Source organism: Mesorhizobium sp. B2-4-18 (genome assembly GCF_006441385.1).
Classification (GTDB): domain Bacteria; phylum Pseudomonadota; class Alphaproteobacteria; order Rhizobiales; family Rhizobiaceae; genus Mesorhizobium; species Mesorhizobium australicum.
On sequence record NZ_VFUW01000002.1, the window covers coordinates 152,194 to 169,867 of the forward strand.

The 17,674-nt window shown below is 63.5% G+C and carries 15 protein-coding genes and 1 riboswitch; of the genes, 5 read left to right on the forward strand and 10 right to left on the reverse strand.

Features of this window, described 5'->3' with window-relative positions; genetic code table 11:
* The first annotated feature begins 5 nt into the window (after nt 1-5).
* Nucleotides 6-404, forward strand: a complete 399-nt coding sequence (locus FJ527_RS04250; RefSeq protein ID WP_140821861.1) for a GNAT family N-acetyltransferase — start codon at nt 6-8, stop codon at nt 402-404.
* On the opposite strand, the gene FJ527_RS04255 is transcribed toward FJ527_RS04250, so the two are convergent.
* Nucleotides 401-1,402, reverse strand: coding sequence for a hypothetical protein (locus FJ527_RS04255; RefSeq protein ID WP_140821863.1), 1,002 nt, complete (start codon nt 1,400-1,402; stop codon nt 401-403). The genes FJ527_RS04250 and FJ527_RS04255 overlap by 4 nt on opposite strands.
* A 174-nt stretch (nt 1,403-1,576) precedes the next feature.
* Nucleotides 1,577-1,663: riboswitch (glycine riboswitch) on the forward strand.
* A gap of 149 nt (nt 1,664-1,812) precedes the next feature.
* On the opposite strand from FJ527_RS04255, the gene gcvT reads away from it, so the two are divergent.
* From gcvT to gcvP, 3 genes are read left to right on the forward strand one after another with little or no spacing between them, the layout of a single operon-like run.
* Nucleotides 1,813-2,913, forward strand: coding sequence for a glycine cleavage system aminomethyltransferase GcvT (gene gcvT / locus FJ527_RS04260; RefSeq protein ID WP_140821865.1), 1,101 nt, complete (start codon nt 1,813-1,815; stop codon nt 2,911-2,913).
* A gap of 5 nt (nt 2,914-2,918) precedes the next feature.
* Nucleotides 2,919-3,287, forward strand: a complete 369-nt coding sequence (gcvH, locus tag FJ527_RS04265; protein ID WP_140821867.1) for a glycine cleavage system protein GcvH — start codon at nt 2,919-2,921, stop codon at nt 3,285-3,287.
* An 18-nt stretch (nt 3,288-3,305) separates the two neighbouring features.
* Complete coding sequence (gene gcvP / locus FJ527_RS04270) at nt 3,306-6,116, forward strand: aminomethyl-transferring glycine dehydrogenase (protein WP_140821869.1); 2,811 nt, start codon at nt 3,306-3,308, stop codon at nt 6,114-6,116.
* On the opposite strand, the gene FJ527_RS04275 is transcribed toward gcvP, so the two are convergent.
* The 9 genes from FJ527_RS04275 to cpaB all read right to left on the reverse strand — a co-directional run bounded on the left by FJ527_RS04275 (nt 6,117) and on the right by cpaB (nt 15,358).
* Nucleotides 6,117-7,292 carry a GGDEF domain-containing protein gene (locus FJ527_RS04275; protein WP_140661164.1) on the reverse strand — a complete coding sequence of 392 codons (1,176 nt, stop codon included), beginning with the start codon at nt 7,290-7,292 and terminating at the stop codon, nt 6,117-6,119. It abuts the gene before it with no gap.
* Nucleotides 7,293-7,465: 173 nt separating this feature from the next.
* The gene (locus FJ527_RS04280) at nt 7,466-7,939 is read right to left on the reverse strand and encodes a tetratricopeptide repeat protein (RefSeq protein WP_140821871.1); all 474 of its coding nucleotides are present in this window, start codon (nt 7,937-7,939) and stop codon (nt 7,466-7,468) included.
* Nucleotides 7,940-8,090: 151 nt separating this feature from the next.
* Nucleotides 8,091-9,053: a type II secretion system F family protein gene (locus FJ527_RS04285; protein ID WP_140616159.1), complete on the reverse strand. Its 963-nt coding sequence runs from the start codon at nt 9,051-9,053 to the stop codon at nt 8,091-8,093.
* A 1-nt stretch (nt 9,054) separates the two neighbouring features.
* A complete protein-coding gene (locus FJ527_RS04290) occupies nt 9,055-10,020 on the reverse strand; it encodes a type II secretion system F family protein (RefSeq protein WP_140616157.1) in 966 nt (321 codons plus the stop codon).
* 5 nt (nt 10,021-10,025) lie between these two features.
* The gene (locus tag FJ527_RS04295) at nt 10,026-11,444 is read right to left on the reverse strand and encodes a CpaF family protein (protein WP_140661161.1); all 1,419 of its coding nucleotides are present in this window, start codon (nt 11,442-11,444) and stop codon (nt 10,026-10,028) included.
* Entirely contained in the window at nt 11,441-12,649 is a 1,209-nt protein-coding gene (locus tag FJ527_RS04300; protein WP_140791003.1) for a response regulator, read from the reverse strand. The genes FJ527_RS04295 and FJ527_RS04300 overlap by 4 nt, the downstream gene beginning before the upstream one ends.
* 33 nt (nt 12,650-12,682) lie before the next feature.
* Nucleotides 12,683-12,952 carry a hypothetical protein gene (locus FJ527_RS04305; RefSeq protein WP_140821873.1) on the reverse strand — a complete coding sequence of 90 codons (270 nt, stop codon included), beginning with the start codon at nt 12,950-12,952 and terminating at the stop codon, nt 12,683-12,685.
* 3 nt (nt 12,953-12,955) lie between these two features.
* Complete coding sequence (locus FJ527_RS04310) at nt 12,956-14,401, reverse strand: type II and III secretion system protein family protein (RefSeq protein WP_140821875.1); 1,446 nt, start codon at nt 14,399-14,401, stop codon at nt 12,956-12,958.
* A 30-nt stretch (nt 14,402-14,431) separates the two neighbouring features.
* Nucleotides 14,432-15,358, reverse strand: coding sequence for a Flp pilus assembly protein CpaB (gene cpaB, locus FJ527_RS04315; protein ID WP_246677680.1), 927 nt, complete (start codon nt 15,356-15,358; stop codon nt 14,432-14,434).
* 238 nt (nt 15,359-15,596) lie between these two features.
* Between cpaB and parE the strand changes: the two genes are divergently transcribed.
* Nucleotides 15,597-17,654: a DNA topoisomerase IV subunit B gene (gene parE / locus FJ527_RS04320; RefSeq protein WP_023770024.1), complete on the forward strand. Its 2,058-nt coding sequence runs from the start codon at nt 15,597-15,599 to the stop codon at nt 17,652-17,654.
* Nucleotides 17,655-17,674: the final 20 nt, after the last annotated feature.

Consider the following 17,674-nt stretch of genomic DNA (forward strand, 5'->3'; position numbering starts at 1 on the left):
CCCCCGTGGAATTGAGTTCGCTCGAGGATCGTCTCAACCGCGATAACCGACGTATGATCGACCGCGATGATGACCGAGGGCTGACCTTTGTCATCCGCGATGGTGCGGGACACGCGGTCGGAGTAGCCGCCGGCTATTCCTGGGCGGGCACGTCCGAACTGACCTTGATGTGGATAGACGAGGCTCACCGAGGTCGCGGCTACGCAAGGCAGTTGCTCGACGCCTTTATTGCGGAGGCCGCCGATCGCGGTGTCAGGAAAATCTGGGTCTCCAGCCACGACTTCCAGGCACCAGATCTCTATGAAAAGGCTGGCTTCGAGCGTATGGCCGAATTCTCGGGATGGCCCGAAGGCCATTCCGATATCATTCTTTGCAAAACGATAGCAGCGGACGGCGGGGCTTAGGCAACCTTGTCAAGCAACGGCTTCAGCGCCGGATGAATTTCCGGCGAGGCATGCTTGATCAGGGTCAGCAGCGTACGCTCATTCTCGTAAAGAGGCCGGTTCACCCCGATATGTCCGACCAGCCACTTTGCCTCACAGGCATCGATCGTCTCGGCACGGCGGGCCAGCGCCTCGGCGGCCCTGTTCTTGGCCTCCCATTCGGTCTCTATGTCGTCAGGAGAGCGGTAGGCCTCGATGACACCGGCAAGACCACCGGAGATCATGCGGCTGAAGAAGCCGCCGATTTCCGGATCGGCATGATCGAGGAAAGTCTCCTGGCGCAGCGCCACCTCGCGGGTGGGCGCCTCATAACCGGCCGAGCACATGACGAAATTGGCGATCGCCTTGACGAACAGGTCGTTCCACGATGGATCGTTATTCGCCTGGGCGGTCCGCTCGTTGATCCTGAACAGCACCTCGGCCTCGGCCTGGGTGATGGCGATGTTGCCGTCGCCACCATGGGCATGGAGGATGCGGCGCAAAAGCTCGACTTCGGCCCCGGCGATCAGTCCGGGCACCAGCGCCCCGCCGAGCATCAGCGGTCCCTTACCGTCGACGACGGCGTGGGCGACCTGCTCCAGCGCGTAGACGCAAAGCCGGCTCGGCGAGGATTTCGCCTCTTCCAGCACATGGACCAGCAATTCGAGTTCGGTCCGGCTGTCGACCATGCCGTCGCGCGAAATCGTGCGGACCAGCCAGTCGGCATTCTCCCCCGAAATGTAGCCCAAGGGCTTTTCCTGATGAACGATGTAGTCGGTGACCGCCTCGACGAAGAACGGCGCCCATTCCGCGCATTTGTCCCGCGCCGTCTGGTTGAGCGCGAACAAGGCCTCGGCTTCGCCCCGGCTCACCACGCCGTCGGCGAACACGTCGCGGCGCAGCATCACGACGTCCTCTGAAGCAATGCGGTTCTTCGAAGTCAGCCCCGCCACCGGAGCACTCATGATCAACTCGCCCATCTGTCGTCCCCGTCCGCCCCAACGCGTCACATCGGTCAGCTTTATCAGGAGTGTCTTGAAAAACCGGCAAACGGCGTGGTTAGCGAAGACTTGTCAGAACAATGTCGCTGGGAGGTGACAAGGTGTCGTCGACGGGCTATGGATGGCGCGTCGAGGGCTCAGGGTTCTGAGTCCTACCTGTTTGCGGGAGAGAGCAGCGAGAGCTGCCGCCGAAGGGGAAATCGCCCGAAATCTCTCAGGCAAAAGAACCGTGGACGGGAAAGACACTCTGGAAAGTCGGGGCTTGCCCCCGCGCCGAAGGTGTAAGCGCCGCTGACAGAGTTCCGGCTGCGCGAGTCTCTCAGGCTTCAGACAGAGGGGCACGGACTGGTCGCCATCAGCGGCCGATTGCGTGCGACTCTGGAGGCGACATGACGGGCGACGACGACAAACACCTTCCCCTCGAAGATATTCATGCGGCTGCCGGAGCGCGCTTCGGCGCCTTTGCCGGCTGGTCGATGCCGCTGACCTATCCGGCCGGCGTCATGAAAGAGCATCTTCACACCCGCGAGCATGCGGGGTTGTTCGACATCTCGCATATGAAACTGTTCGAGGTCAGTGGCCCGGAAGCGGTTGCGCTGTTGAACCGCGCCTGCCCGCTGGACGCCGGCGCGCTCGAAATCTCGCAGTCAAAGCTATCCTTTTTCCTGAACGAAGCAGGCGGCATTCTCGACGACCTGATCGTCACCCGGCTCGGCGACACCAGGTTCATGGTGGTCGCCAATGCCGGCAATGCCGTCGCCGACGAAAAGCATTTGCGCGCCCTGGCGACCGATTTCGAGGTGAAGGTCGAGCCGCTCGACCGCGTCTTCCTGGCGATCCAGGGTCCCGAAGCCTGGGCTGCACTCTCCCGCGCCGGCATCGAGACCGGCTCGCTGCTGTTCATGCATGGGGTCGAGCCGCGAAAAAACTGTTTCATGAGCCGGTCCGGCTACACCGGCGAGGACGGTTTCGAGATCGGCCTGCCGGAAGCCGATGCGCGTGACCTTGTCACCAAGCTGCTGGAGGATGAACGCGTGCTTTGGATCGGCCTTGCCGCGCGCGACAGCCTGCGGCTGGAGGCCGGCCTCTGCCTGCACGGCCAGGACATCACGCCCGAGACCGACCCGGCCGCGGCGGCGCTGATGTGGGCGATCCCGAAAGAAATCCGTGCCTCCGGCACCTTCATTGGCGCCGACGCCTTGCGCGCCGCCGTGGAACGTGGTCCGGCGCAGAAGCGCGTCGGGCTGAAACCGGAGGGTCGCCAGCCGGTGCGCGCCGGTGCCGCGCTGTTCGAAACCGACGGCAATCCTGCCGGCCATGTCACATCGGGCGGCTTCGGCCCTTCCGCCGGCCATCCGGTCGCCATGGGTTATGTCTCCACGCCGCTGGCAAAGCCCGGAACGCGGATTTTCGCCGACGTGCGCGGCACGAAGATCCCAGTCGATGTCAGTTCTCTGCCCTTCACCCCTCATCGCTACCGCAAAGGATGAATTCCATGGCAACAACCTATTTCACATCGGATCACGAGTGGCTCAGCGTTGAGGGCGGCATCGCCACCGTCGGCATCACCGACTACGCGCAGGAGCAGCTCGGCGACCTCGTCTTCGTGGAACTGCCGGAAACGGGAAAGAAGCTCGCCAAGGGCGACACCGCCGTCGTGGTCGAATCCGTCAAGGCAGCCTCGGACGTTTATGCGCCGGTCGATGGCGAGATCACCGAAGCCAATGGCACGCTGTCGTCCGACCCCTCGCTGGTCAACTCGGCGGCAATCGGGGCCGGATGGCTGTGGAAGATGAAGCTCGCCGACGAAAGTCAGCTCGCCAGCCTCATGGATGAGGCCGCCTACAAAGCCCATATCGCCTGACATCGGGAACTTATCGACATGACCGCTGCTCCCTACCCCTTCTCGGCCCGCCACATTGGACCCGGCCTTACCGACGTCAGAGCCATGCTCACCGTCATCGGTGTTCCCTCGGTCGAGACACTGATCAGCCAGGCCGTGCCGAGATCGATCCGCCTCGACCAGCCGCTGGACCTCCCCGCGCCGGCCAGCGAAGCCGAAGCTCTCGCCGAATTGTCGGTGACCATGGCGAGGAATACGGTGCTGAAAAGCTTTATCGGCGCCGGTTACCACGGCGTCCACGTGCCGCCGGTCATCCAGCGCAATCTGTTCGAGAATCCGGCCTGGTACACCGCCTACACGCCCTATCAGGCCGAGATCAGCCAGGGCCGGCTCGAAATGCTGTTCAACTTCCAGACGCTGGTCACCGAACTGACCGGCCTGCCGGTGGCATCGGCTTCACTGCTCGACGAGGCGACCGCCGTCGCCGAAGCGGTCGGCATTGCGCTGCGCCACCACCGCGACAAGCGCACCAAGGTGGCGCTTGCGGGCACGCCGCACCCGCAGACGCTGGACGTCGTTCGCACCCGCGCCGAGCCGCTCGGCATCGAGATCGACGGCGAAACGATCGACGACAACACCGCCGCCCTGCTCGTCTCCTGGCCGGACACCTTCGGCGTCTATGGCGACCACAAGGCGGCGATCGAAAAAGCGCGCGCCACTGGCGCCATTGTCGTCTTCATCGCCGACCCGCTTGGTCTGACGCTGACCGACGCGCCGGCGAAACTCGGCGCCGACATCGCGGTCGGCCCGATGCAGCGCTTTGGCGTGCCGATGGGCTTTGGCGGCCCGCATGCGGCCTATTGCGCGGTCTCCGACAAGCTGACGCGGCTGATGCCCGGTCGCCTGGTCGGTCAGTCGACCGACAGCAAGGGCCGCCCCGGCTACCGCCTCGCCCTGCAGACGCGCGAGCAGCATATCCGCCGCGACAAGGCGACGTCCAATATCTGCACCGCACAGGCCCTGCTTGCCAACATGGCCACCGCCTACGCCATCTGGCACGGCCCGGTCGGCCTGCAGGCGATCGCCGGGCGCATACACGCGCTGGCCAACCGCTTGGCAAGCGGCCTCGAGGCGGCGGGCGTATCGGTGCTCGGCTCCAGCCGCTTCGACACGGTGACGGTGGAGACCAACGGCAAGGCGGCCCAGATCGCGGTCGCCGCCGAAAAGACCGGCCGGCTGCTGCGTGTGCTCGATGCCGACCATGTCGGCATCAGTTTCGACGAGACCTCGACCGACACCGATCTCGACGCGATCGCGGCCTTGTTCGATGCCAAGGCTGCCGCTTCCGCCGACAGCACGGTGCCCGGCAAGCCGCGTGGCAAGGAGTTTTTGACCCAGCCGGTCTTTCACGAGAACAAGTCGGAAACCGAGATGATGCGCTTTCTGCGCCGGTTGGCCGACAAGGACCTGGCGCTCGACCGCGCCATGATCCCGCTGGGCTCCTGCACCATGAAGCTCAACGCCGCGGCGGAAATGATGCCGGTGAGTTGGCCAAGCATCGCCAATTTGCATCCCTTCGCGCCGGCAAGCCATTCGGCCGGCTACCGCGCCATGATCGGCGAACTGGAAGGCTGGCTGTCGGAGATCACCGGTTTCGACGCCGTGACCTTGCAGCCCAATGCCGGCAGCCAGGGCGAATATGCCGGGCTGCTCGCCATTCGCGCCTATCACCGCTCGCGCGGCGAGGGCCATCGTACCGTCTGCCTGATCCCGTCTTCCGCGCATGGCACCAATCCGGCGAGTGCCGCGATGGCCGGCATGAGCGTCGTCGTCGTGCGCTGCCTGGAAGACGGCAACATCGACATGGACGATATGCGCGCCAAGGCCAACGAGCATTCCAAGAATCTCGCGGCGCTGATGTTCACCTATCCCTCCACCCATGGCGTTTACGAGGAAGGCGCGCGCCACCTCTGCGCCCTCATCCACGAGCATGGCGGCCAGGTCTATTTCGATGGCGCCAACCTCAACGCGCTGGTCGGCCTCGCCCGGCCAGGCGACATCGGCGCCGACGTCTGTCACATGAACCTGCACAAGACCTTCTGCATCCCGCATGGCGGCGGTGGCCCGGGTGTCGGTCCGATCGGTGTCGGGGCGCATCTGAAGCCCTATCTGCCCGGCCATGTCAGCGAAGGCTCGGCTCATGCCGTGGCCGCCGCTCCCTTCGGCAGCGCTTCCATCCTGCCGATCACCTGGATGTACATCCGCATGATGGGCGCTTCCGGCCTGAAGCAGGCGACCGAGACAGCGATCGTTTCGGCCAACTATGTGGCGACGCGGCTCGCCCCGCATTTCCCGCTACTTTACAAGGGCAGGAGCGATCGCGTCGCCCACGAATGCATCCTCGACACCCGCGTGCTCAAGGAGAGCGCCGGCATCGGTGTCGAGGACATCGCCAAGCGCCTGATCGACTACGGTTTCCACGCGCCGACGATGTCGTTTCCGGTCGCCGGCACGCTGATGGTGGAGCCGACCGAGTCCGAACCCAAGCGCGAGTTGGATCGCTTCTGCGAGGCCATGATCGCCATTGCCGACGAAGCGGCGAAAGTGGCCAAAGGCGAATGGCCCTTGGCCGACAATCCGCTGGTCAACGCACCGCACACATCGGCCGAGGCGCTGGCCGGTCAATGGACCCATCCGTATTCGCGTCTGGAGGCGGCCTATCCCGCCGGCGATGCCGACACGGCGACGAAGTACTGGCCGCCGGTGTCGCGCATCGACAATGTCGCCGGCGACCGTAATCTGGTCTGCTCCTGCCCGCCGCTGTCGGATTACCTGGGCGCGGCCGAATAGCTACGCGGAACGCAAGGCCGGCTCGACCGCGTCGGCCCTGCCCGTCTTTTTGCGGCCGATGACGCAATTTCGCCCCGCACGCTTGGCGGCATAGAGCGTGGCGTCGGCCCTGGCCAGCACCTCATCGAGGGTGCTGCCGTCGGCCTCGCCGAAGCCAATCCCGCCGCTGACCGTGCTGCGCAAGGGCCCGAGCGCGGTGGGCACGACTTCCGTGCCGAAAGCGACGCCGATCTTGCTGGCGAGGTCATAGGCCCGCTCTTCCGTCACGCGCGACATGACGATTGCGAACTCCTCGCCGCCCAGGCGAAAGGCGTCGACCCCGGTTCTGGCATATCTCCTGATGACGGCGGCGAAGCGGCACAGGACCTGGTCCCCGACCGGGTGTCCATAGATGTCGTTCGTCCGCTTGAAATGATCGAGATCGAACATGACGATCGCCATGAACGGGCCGAAGGTGCGCTCGCCATAAAGCGACGCTAGCCCCCGACGGTTCATCAGTCCGGTCAACGGGTCGGTCATGGTCTCGGCCTTGAGCTCGATCTGCGCCTGCAGATGGTGGAGCGAAAGCGTCAACGCGCCAAGGCCTGTCATACAGGCCACCGCCACGACCGAGTTAAGGCGTTCGGCCCAATTGTCGGGCGCGACGCCGAGCGTCCACTGGCCTTTGGCCATCAGAACCACGCCGCAAAGGGCAAACGACAGCGCACAGGTGCCGCTCAGGACCGATACCACCAGGAGAATACGGCGATCGTGACTGCCATTGATCCAGAACATGGCCCCGATCGTCGAGAGCAGCGCGGTAACCGTCGCGTAGGTGATCACGAAGCCGACCCCGTCAAGGCCCATGAAGGTCACGGCCGCGCAGACAGCCATGGCGGCAAATGTCGGCGCGATCGCACGCCTGTGCTCGCGCACGCCGAGATACTGCATGGCCGAAATGCAGATGATGAGAAAACCCAGGCTGAGTAGCGCCAGCGCGATCTGGCAAAGCAGCGGATCGGGCTCCCTGGTATAGCGCCAGAACAGGATCACATGCGCGACGAGCACGATAATGCCGCACGCCACTGTCAGCACGAAGCCCGCCCGCGGCGCCGTGAGCCAGATCGCAACCATGGTAGCGGCTAGACAGGTACCCGACAGCGCGGCTGCGAGCAGGAGCGAACTGAAATCCAGCATATCAGGCGGAGGCCTCTCGAGCGTCGGCGGTTGCGCCGCATTCTAGGTCAGCGGCAGCCCTCGGACATGGTTTTCGGGCGATCTCTCGACCCAAGCTGCGGATAGGGTTTACAAAGCGTCGATGCCACCTGTACCAAAATCGCACCCCTTGACGGGGCGACCATCAACCGGCATCAGCCCTTGTTCAGCAAGGCGAGGTTGGCGTCGACAACGGTGGGATCGTTCATGCCGGCCTTCGCCTCGAGCAGCAGCGCCCGGGCCTTCTTCTTGTTGCCGCGCAACAACTGCGAATAACCCATATTGTTGACGATCTGCGGCTTGCGGCCGGCAACCTTCAGGAGCTGGCCGTAGGCGCGGTCGGCGAAGTCGAAGCGGCCAAGTTCGTCATAGGAAGCCGCAAGCCCCATCCAGGCCTCGGCATTGTCGGCCTTCAGCTCGACGGCCTTGCGGAAATGCGCTTCGGCAAGACCATAATTGGCATCGCGAAACTGTGCCTTGCCTTCCGCCAGGTCGGATGTGGCGACATCCTTCCCTGCAGGCTTGATCGCAGTGGTCTTGGTCGTGTCGACGTTATTGTTCGTCGTACACCCGCTGATCATTAGGACGGCTGCCATCATGGCCATCGCCGCAAATTTTATCTGACGCATGCCCTGCCCCGTCGCCCGATTTGCCGGGTCGTTCTTCGGGAAAGAGACTACAAGACAGCGATTAAGCTTCGGTGCCGAAATGCAGCTAACTTTCAGTTTCCGGAATACCGATCATTAACCACCGGGCGTGCCATCTCACTCCAAAGTAGAGCTAATGGGCCGTCATTTTGACGATGATGGGAATGACCGCGATCATCAGCACCACCGGCAGGATGCAGACCACGACCGGCACGGACATCTTGGCCGGCAAGGCATGGGCCTTCTCCTCGGCCAGCGACATGCGCTTGTGGCGCATTTCGTCTGAAAACACCCTGAGCGCGCCCGACAGGCTGGTGCCGAGTTCCTTCGACTGCTGCAGGAGCGTGGCGAAGGAGCGTACCTCGTCCAGGCTGAGGCGATCGGCGAGCGCCTTCAGCGCGTCGTCCAAGCTGCGCCCCGCCCGAAGTTCCAAGCACACGAGCTGCAGGTTCTGGCTGAGCGACGGATAGCTCTTGGCGAGTTCTTTCGAAACGCGCTCGACGCCGGCTTCCATGCTCATGCCGGCGTCCGAACAGACGATCATCAGGTCCATGAAATCGGGGAAGCCGTTGCGGTATTCGCGCATCTTCTCGCGCACCTTCTGGGTCAGCACCAGGCCCGGCAAAAAATAGCCTGCGGCCCCCGACAGGATGATGAAGGTCCACCGGCTGGTCATGGTCGCGTCGGGACTGGCCATCCACCGGTTGAGCACGAAGACCGCGAACGTCGTGCCGATCATTGCCGTGAACCGGATGAGGAAGAACATGCCGACGGCGCGCGGCTCCATGTAGCCCGCCTGGATGAGCTTCAGGCGCAGCCGAGCGACATTTTCCGGGTCGCTCTTGGCATAGAATTCCTGCGCCCTCTTCACCGCTTGCTCGCGCACGACGCCGCTATTCTTCTTCTGCACAGGTTCGGGCCTGGCGGCCACGGGACCCTGGTCGACCTTGAGCCGGCGCTTGACGTCGTTGCGGTCGCCCTTCGCCACCAGCATCGGCCAGGCGACAGCGGCCGCTCCCGCGGCAAGCAGGAGGACGGCCACCGGCATCAGCGAGGTCGGCGCGAGGGAAGCGAGGAATTCAATGACGCTTTGCATGTCAGAACTTGAAATTCGACATTTTGAACATGATCAGATTGCCCAGCATCAGCCAGCTGACCGAGCCGCCGATCATGTACCATGTCTTCGGCACGCCCCAGACGTCGCTGTAATATCCCGGCATCATGGCCATGATGGCGGTGAACAGCAGCGCCGGTACGGCCGTCAAAATGTAGGCCGAGAGGCGGCCTTCCGTCGAAATGGCGCGCACCTTGCGTCGCAGCTTGCCGCGTTCGCGGATCGTCGTCGACAACCCATCAAGGATCTCGCGCAGATTGCCGCCCGAACTGGTCTGGATCGACACGGCGGTGATGAACAGCGGCAGATCCTCGTGGCCGACCCGGTCGAACAGTGCATTCAGCGCCGTGACCAGGTCGGAACCATAAGTGACTTCGTCGGCAATGACGCCGAATTCCGTGCCGATCGGATCGGGCATCTCGCGCGACACCATGGCGATGGCCACCGGCACCGGATGACCGGCCTTGAGGCCGCGCGTGATCAGCTCCAGCGCTTCCGGCAGTTGCATGCCGAAACGCTTCAGCCGGCGCTTGCGCATGGAGCGCATCGCCATGACCGGCAGCAACGGCACCAGCACGACGAACAGGATGAGCCCCATCAGCAGCGGCAGCCCGCGCCAGATCGCGGCCAGGGCAACGGCCGTCGCCACACCGCAGGTGATCGTCAGGAATTTCGAAAGCGGCATCACCATGCCCGACTGCGTGCGCAGGGCACGGAACCGGTCGGGAGAAAACAGCGACGTTCCCGCGTCGAGACCGCGCTCCTTGCGCAGCTGGATCAGCACCTGCTCCTGGCTGATCTTGTTTTCCTGCAGTTTCATGCGCCGGTTGATTGCGGTGCGCTTGTCGCTGCGTCCGGCATAGAGCAGGTAGATCGCCTCGGCCACCATGATGCCGGTCAGTGCGGCTCCGGCATAGACGACGTATATCGCGCTGAACCCGTCGAACACGCCGGCTACTCCTGCGGCCGGCCGGGTTCGAAATAACGTCCGGGAAAGTCGATGCCCATGGCGCGCAGGTCTTCCAGGAAACGCGGCCGAATGCCGGTCGCCTCGTAGTAGCCAAGGATCTTGCCATCGGCCTCCATGCCGGTGCGCACGAAGCGGAAGATCTCCTGCATCTGGATGACATCGCCTTCCATGCCGGTCACCTCGGCGACGCTCGTCACCTTGCGCTTGCCGTCGGAAAGTCGGGTCAGCTGGACGATGATGTCGATGGCGCTGGCGATCTGGCTGCGGATCGACTGCACCGTCATCGGCATGCCGGTCATGCCCAGCATCTGCTCGAGGCGCGAAATGCAGTCGCGCGGCGTATTGGCGTGGATGGTCGCCATCGAGCCTTCGTGGCCGGTGTTCATGGCCTGCAGCATGTCGAAGGCTTCCTCGCCGCGGCACTCGCCGAGGATGACGCGGTCGGGACGCATGCGCAGCGCGTTCTTGACCAGGTCGCGCTGTTTGAGCTCGCCATGGCCTTCGATGTTGGCGGGACGCGTCTCCATGCGTGCGACATGCGGCTGCTGCAATTGAAGTTCCGCCGCGTCCTCGATGGTGATCAGTCGCTCGTCTTCGGGAATGAACGCCGACAGCGCGTTGAGCATCGTCGTCTTGCCTGTGCCGGTGCCGCCCGAAATGATCGTCGTCTTGCGGGCGTGGACGGCCGCGGCCAGCACTTCGGCCATGTTCTGTGTGATGGCGCCGAATTCGACGAGCCTGTGCAGGCCAAGCTTGTTCTTGGAGAACTTGCGGATCGACACCAGCGGGCCGTCGACGGCCACCGGGCGGATGGCTGCGTTGAACCGCGAGCCGTCCAGCATGCGAGCGTCGACCATCGGTTGCGATTCATCGACGCGGCGGCCGACGGCGGCCACGATCTTGTTGACGATTCTGAGCAGATGCGCCTCGTCCTTGAACGGGATATGGACCTGCTGCAGCTTGCCCTTCTTTTCGACGAAGCAGTTCTGATGGCCGTTGATCAGGATATCGTTGATATCGGGATCCTTGAGCAGCGGCTCGAGCGGGCCGAGGCCGACCATCTCGTCGACGATGTCGTCAACCAGCGCGTCGAGTTCGGCGGTGTTGATCGCCATCCGCTCCTGGCGGGTCTTTTCCGATACGAAATCATGCACTTGCCGGCGCATCTCCTCCTTGGGCAAGCGCTCCAGCGCGACGAGATTGATCTCCTCGAGCAGCATCCGGTGGATGCGCACGCGGGCATCGAGCACCTTGTTGGCATTCTTTGCCGGCGCCGCCTCCGCCTTCGCCGGCAAAGCCTTCCGGCTGGTCGGGATGACGACTGCATGATGCGCGACCGGCGTCGATTCAGCCGGGCGCGGACGCGCGTCACGATTCTGCAGGGTGGAAAAACGGCTGGTCATCCAGCTTTCCTTTTCAAGAGGCCCCTGCCGAAGCCGAACAGCGACTTCGACTTGCCCGCGGTTGCCACCGCCTCTTCCGGAAGGATGATCTTCTTCAGGTCGTTGACGACATTGGCATTGGGATCGATCTCGTGCAGCGGCACGCCGCGGTCGACCGCCTCGCGCACCAGCCGGTAGTTGTTGGCGATCCCGCCGACAAAATGCTCGCCAAGGATTTCCTGGACGTCCGCCTGCTTGATGCCGTTGTCGAACATCTTCTGCTCGAAACGGTTGACGATCACGTTCGGCTTCACTTCCTTGCCGGCGGTCTCGTAGACGGCCTGGATCAGCCGCTGCGTATGGCGCAGGCACGGCACCGTCATTTCGGCAACGATGTAAAGCTTGTTGGAACCGAGCAGCACAGTTTCCGTCCACGGAAACCAGGTGCGCGGCATGTCGATGACGACATTGTCGAAATAGGCCGAAACGAGGTCCAGCATGCGCACCACGACATCGGTCTTGAATGAGCGCATTTCGGACGGATGCGTCGGCGCCGCCAGCACACACAGTCCGCTGGCGTGCTTGGACAGCATCACATCGAGCAGTTGCCGGTCGAGGCGCTCAGGCTGGTTCTCGATTTCGGTGATGTCGAAACGCGGCTCGAGATCGAGATATTCGGCGCAGGCACCTTGCTGGAAATTGAGGTCGACCACGCAGGTCGAGGCGCCGCGCGTCACCGAATGATGCAGCTGGAACGCGGTCTGCAGTGCCAACGTCGTGGTGCCGACGCCGCCGGCGGCGGGCATGAAGGTATAGATCTGCGACTCGGTGTTTTCCTCGCGCCCGGGCCCCTGTAGAGCCCGCACGACCGAACGCACCAGATCGGCCGTGGTGATTGGCTTGACCAGGAAATCGGCGACCTTGAGCTGCACCAGGATGCGCACGGCCGCGGCGTTGAACTCCTGGGTGACCACGACCACCGGTGCCTTGCCCTCGAGCCGGCGCATGACGCGCTGCAGGGACTCGATCTCCTCGAGTTTCGCTGCATCCATGTCGACGATGACGACGCCGAACTCGGCCTCCTGGACCTCGCCGCGCAGCTCGGTAACGTTCTTCTCCACCGTCATGAGCTGGATGATCTCGGAGGCGGCAAAGGCCGTCTTCGTGTCCTGCGCGAAGGCCCGGTCTGTCGACACGAGCAGGATTTTCTTGGTGCTGTTTGCCATTCTCGCCGCCTGTGAGGTCGATCGCCGTCTGGATCAGTTGTCGGTGGTCGTTTGCGCTGCCTTGGCACCGGCCGCCTGATCGGGCGTGACGGGTCCGGCACTGCCACGCTTGGCAGGCACGAGAAGTCTCGTGTTCTGGACGCCGTACTTCCACGGGTCGACCATCTGCATGACGGTGTTGGCGGCCTGCGCCTCGCCGGCGCCGGACGTCACCCCCTCGCTGCGCACATAGTCGTCGCTGGTGCAGCCGCTTGCCAGACCGGCAAGAAGCAGGGCGATGCACGATCTCAGGATCAGACGCATGGCTCAGTCCTTCGGCAGGTCGAGGAAATGACCGACTTTGGTGGCAGGAGCGGCCCGTGCGGCACTGCCGTCGGCCAGCGCCAGCGCGCGGCCCGTATCCGGCGCCTTCACCTCCTCGGTGTTGTTGAGGAAATAGTCGACATTGCTGGCTGGCTGCGTGCCATCGGTCGGCTCAACCATTTTCTTCGACGGATCGACCGGCTTGACCAGGTAGGGCGTGACGATGATGACCAGGTCGGTCTCGCGCCGCTGATAGGATTTCGACGAAAACAGCGCTCCAAGCACCGGCATCTTGCCAAGGCCGGGAATGCGAGACGTGGTGATGTCGTTCTGGGACTGCAAAAGCCCGGCGATCATGAAGCTCTGGCCGTTCTTCAGGTCGACCGAGGTCTTGGCGCGGCGCACGATGAAGCCGGGCACGGAAATGTTGCCGATATTGTAGGACGCCGACGCATCGATCGAGGAGACTTCCGGCGCGATGTCGAGGCTGACCAGCCCGTCCTTGAGTACGGTCGGCTTGAAATCCAGGCTAACGCCATATTTCTTGTAGCTGACCGAAATCTTGCCGTTGTCCTCCGAAACCGGGATCGGAAATTCGCCGCCGGCCAGGAAGCTCGCTGTCTCCCCTGAACGCGCGATCAGGTTCGGCTCAGCCAGCCGACGGGCAAGGCCGCGCTCTTCCAGCGCCTTGATGGCAATGTCGATCGAGACGCCGTTCGACAGCAGTCGGCCGATGATCTCGCCGGTCCCCGCCGCTGGGACCGTGCCCGGATCCAGTGAAATGTCGCGACCGCCGAAGCCGTAGGCGAAATTGGCGCTGTATTTCGCGCCCAGGTCCTGCCCTGCCTGGCGGTTGATCTCGACGAACCGGACATTGAGCTGAACCTGCTGCGACGAAGAGATATTGACCGAGTTGATCACTTCCTCATTGCCGGAAAAGCGGCTGGCGATCTTGCTTGCCTTATCCGCTGCAACCGCGTCATCCGCCTCACCCGACAGCACGACACGGCCGTTGGCCGAGCCGACCTTGATCTTGGCGTCCGGCACACTGGCACGGATAGTGTTCGCCAATTGGTCGGTGTCGAGCGTCACCTCGATGTCCACGGTGCCGACGAGCTGCTTGTTCTGGTCGAACAGCGCAATGCCGGTGGTGCCGAGATTGTTGCCCAGCACATAGAAGGATTTGTCGGTCAGCGGGTTGACGTTGGCGATCTCCGGATCACCGATGACGATCTGGTAGAAGGCCGCGCTCGTCATGATCGTCTTGGGCTTGCCCTTGGCAACCTTGATCGACGCATTCTTGGTCGACGAGACATAGACGATGTCGTTGTCCGCCTTCGCCGCTCCGGGCAAGGCAAGCACGCCGCTCGCAGCCAGGGTAAACGCCATCGCCAGGGCGCGCACCAAGCGCGACCGAGCCGTCATTCGATATAGGGTACGCATCAACATTGTCCCGTCCCGCCCGGTCCCCACCGGTCTTTACTTCTGGTCCCGCGTTGGAACCTGATATTCCTCGGCCTGCGTGCCGCGCGTCACGATGATCGTCTTGAATTTCGGCTTCTCCGGCTCCTTCGCTATGGCATCGAACAAGGAGCCGGCCACGGCCTGCGTCTTGGAAGCGACGGATCCGCCGAAGGAAGAGATGGTGGTGACGCCGTTCTTGCCATCGCCGCCTTCGCTGGCGGAGCGAAGCGACAGCGACAGCGTTCCGACGGTGCGGGCAAGCGCCACTTTCTGCGCGCCGTCGCTCGTCACCTCGAGGGTCACGGAATTGGCCACCTGCGGCGTCGTCTGGCGCTCGTCGGCGCCCTGCCCGACGCTGAGCACCTTGGCGTCGGCAACGACGATCTCCGAGGTGATGGTCGAACCGGCAGCCCCTTGCGCGTTCTTGGCGACTTCCTGGATTTCGCCGGCATCGCGCGTCAGCACGACATCGACCCGGTCGCCCGGCGTCACGAAGCCACCGACGCCGGCGATCTCGTCGGTGCGGATGGTGACCGCCCGCATTCCGGGCGTCAGCATGTTGGACAGCGTTGCGCGGCCGTTCGGTCCCGACAGCTTGGTAAGCAGCACCGGCTCGTTGATCTCGATCGGCGACAGCGCGACCCGGCCGCCTTCGCCGAGCAATCCATTGATGGTGGCAAAGGCGCCCTGCGGAAGGGAATCCTGCGGCCACGGGATTTCGCTGAGCTTGGCGCGGTCGAGCTCCATGCCGTAGCGCAACGGCGCGTTCGCCACCACGATGGTCTTGAACTCGATCCTGGGCGCGGCCGGAGCGGCGATCGAGGCCGTTTTCTCCTGGGCATCGGCCTTCGCTTGGCTCTTGACCCAGAAATCCGCGGCAAAGATCGAGATCGCGCCGAAAACGGCGGCGATGCCGATCATCGTTATGGCCTTGCCCCTCACGCCGAAAACCCCTGATGCCCGTCGTTTCTTGTTATGTTGGGCTCAGGCTAGGCGGCATTGTTAAAGAATCAGGAATATTGCGCGGCGGCATTTGACCTATTTCCGCCCGCTTGGTTATCGAATGGTTTTAGGGTAAGAGCAGTTAAATCCCCGAACGTAACAGGAACCTCCGTCGCTTGGCGCTGAAAAGCGTGGCAGTATCGACGGGGTGATTCGCAGCTTGGACTCTATGGCAGGCATGGACGACAACAACGATCTTTTCGGCAATCTGGAAAAACAGCCGCAGCCGGTTCGCACGCCGGCGCGCCCGGCGGATCCGCTGGTACAGGCGGCCGCCAGGCGTCCAGCCGCAACCAAGGATGGCAGCGAGGGCTACAGCGCCGCCGACATCGAGGTGCTTGAGGGCCTTGAGCCGGTGCGCCGCCGGCCAGGCATGTATATTGGCGGCACCGACGACAAGGCGATGCACCATCTGTTCGCCGAGGTCATCGACAATTCGATGGACGAAGCGGTTGCCGGCCACGCCACCTTCATCGATGTCGAACTCTCCGCCGACGGCCATCTCACGGTTACCGACAATGGCCGCGGCATTCCGGTCGACATGCACCCAAAATTCAAGAAGCCGGCGCTCGAAGTCATCATGACGACGCTGCATTCGGGCGGCAAGTTCGACTCCAAGGTCTACGAGACATCAGGCGGCCTGCACGGCGTTGGCGTCTCCGTCGTCAACGCCCTGTCGGATCATCTTGAGGTCGAGGTGGCACGTGGGCGCCAGCTCTATCGCCAGCGCTTTTCGCGCGGCGTCCCGGTGACCGGACTGGAGCAGCTCGGCGAAGTCCACAACCGGCGCGGCACAAAAATCCGCTTCCATCCCGACGAGCAGATTTTCGGCAAGGGCGCGGCCTTCGAGCCGGCGCGTCTCTACCGCATGACGCGTTCGAAGGCGTACCTGTTTGGCGGCGTCGAGATCCGCTGGACCTGCGATCCCTCCCTCATCAAGGAAAAGGATCAGACACCGGCCAAGGCGGAATTCCATTTCCCAGGCGGCCTCAAGGATTATCTGAAGGCGTCGCTCGGCGACGATTTCCAGGTGACGCGCGAAATCTTCGCCGGCAAGAGCGACAAGCAAGGCGGCCATGGCTCGCTCGAATGGGCGGTCACCTGGTTCGGTGGCGACGGCTTCATCAATTCCTACTGCAACACCATCCCGACCGGTGAAGGCGGCACCCACGAAGCCGGCTTCCGAAACGTGCTGACGCGCGGTCTGCGCGCCTATGCCGACCTCGTCGGCAACAAGCGCGCCTCGATCGTCACCTCGGAAGACGTCATGATTTCGGCCGCCGGCATGCTGTCGGTGTTCATCCGCGAGCCGGAATTCGTCGGCCAGACCAAGGACAGGCTGGCGACGATCGAAGCGATACGCATCGTCGAGACCGCGATCCGCGACCCGTTCGACCATTGGCTGGCCGACAATCCGCAGGAAGCCTCGAAGCTGCTCGACTGGGTGATCGCGCGCGCCGACGAACGGGTGCGCCGCCGCCAGGAAAAGGAAGTGTCGCGCAAGAGCGCGGTGCGCAAGCTGCGCTTGCCGGGCAAGCTCGCCGACTGCACGCAGAACGCGGCGGCGGGTGCCGAACTCTTCATCGTCGAAGGCGATTCCGCCGGCGGCTCGGCCAAGCAGGCGCGCGATCGTGCCAGCCAGGCCGTCTTGCCGCTGCGCGGAAAAATCCTCAACGTCGCCAGCGCCGGCAATGACAAGCTGGCCGCCAACCAGCAGATATCGGACCTGATCCAGGCGCTCGGCTGCGGCACGCGGTCAAAATACCGTGACGAGGATTTGCGCTACGACCGCGTCATCATCATGACCGACGCCGACGTCGACGGCGCACACATCGCTTCGCTGCTGATCACCTTCTTCTACCAGGAGATGCCGGCGCTGGTGCGCGGCGGCCATCTCTATCTGGCGGTGCCGCCGCTTTACTCGATCAGGCAAGGCGGCAAGGTCGCCTATGCCCGCGACGACGCCCACAAGGACGAGCTTCTGCGCACCGAATTCACCGGGCGCGGCAAGGTCGAGCTTGGCCGCTTCAAGGGCCTGGGCGAAATGATGGCCGCGCAGCTCAAGGAAACCACCATGGATCCAAGGAAGCGCACCTTGCTCAGGGTCGATGTGAACGAAATCGATTCCGCCACCAAGGACAGGGTCGACGAGCTGATGGGCACCAAACCCGAAGCCCGCTTCCGCTTCATCCAGGAACGCGCCGAGTTCGCCGAGACGGAAGTGCTGGATATCTAGCCGCTGGCGCGTTTAGCTTG

Excerpts from the sequence above, each read along its gene's own strand:
- parE (WP_023770024.1), top strand. The coding sequence starts at position 15,597 with ATGGACGACAACAACGATCTTTTCGGCAATCTGGAAAAACAGCCGCAG.
- gcvH (WP_140821867.1), top strand. The coding sequence starts at position 2,919 with ATGGCAACAACCTATTTCACATCGGATCACGAGTGGCTCAGCGTTGAG.
- FJ527_RS04285 (WP_140616159.1), bottom strand. The coding sequence starts at position 9,053 with ATGCAAAGCGTCATTGAATTCCTCGCTTCCCTCGCGCCGACCTCGCTG.
- FJ527_RS04280 (WP_140821871.1), bottom strand. The coding sequence starts at position 7,939 with ATGCGTCAGATAAAATTTGCGGCGATGGCCATGATGGCAGCCGTCCTA.
- FJ527_RS04295 (WP_140661161.1), bottom strand. The coding sequence starts at position 11,444 with ATGACCAGCCGTTTTTCCACCCTGCAGAATCGTGACGCGCGTCCGCGC.
- gcvT (WP_140821865.1), top strand. The coding sequence starts at position 1,813 with ATGACGGGCGACGACGACAAACACCTTCCCCTCGAAGATATTCATGCG.
- FJ527_RS04305 (WP_140821873.1), bottom strand. The coding sequence starts at position 12,952 with ATGCGTCTGATCCTGAGATCGTGCATCGCCCTGCTTCTTGCCGGTCTG.
- FJ527_RS04275 (WP_140661164.1), bottom strand. The coding sequence starts at position 7,292 with ATGCTGGATTTCAGTTCGCTCCTGCTCGCAGCCGCGCTGTCGGGTACC.
- FJ527_RS04255 (WP_140821863.1), bottom strand. The coding sequence starts at position 1,402 with ATGGGCGAGTTGATCATGAGTGCTCCGGTGGCGGGGCTGACTTCGAAG.
- gcvP (WP_140821869.1), top strand. The coding sequence starts at position 3,306 with ATGACCGCTGCTCCCTACCCCTTCTCGGCCCGCCACATTGGACCCGGC.
- FJ527_RS04310 (WP_140821875.1), bottom strand. The coding sequence starts at position 14,401 with ATGTTGATGCGTACCCTATATCGAATGACGGCTCGGTCGCGCTTGGTG.
- FJ527_RS04300 (WP_140791003.1), bottom strand. The coding sequence starts at position 12,649 with ATGGCAAACAGCACCAAGAAAATCCTGCTCGTGTCGACAGACCGGGCC.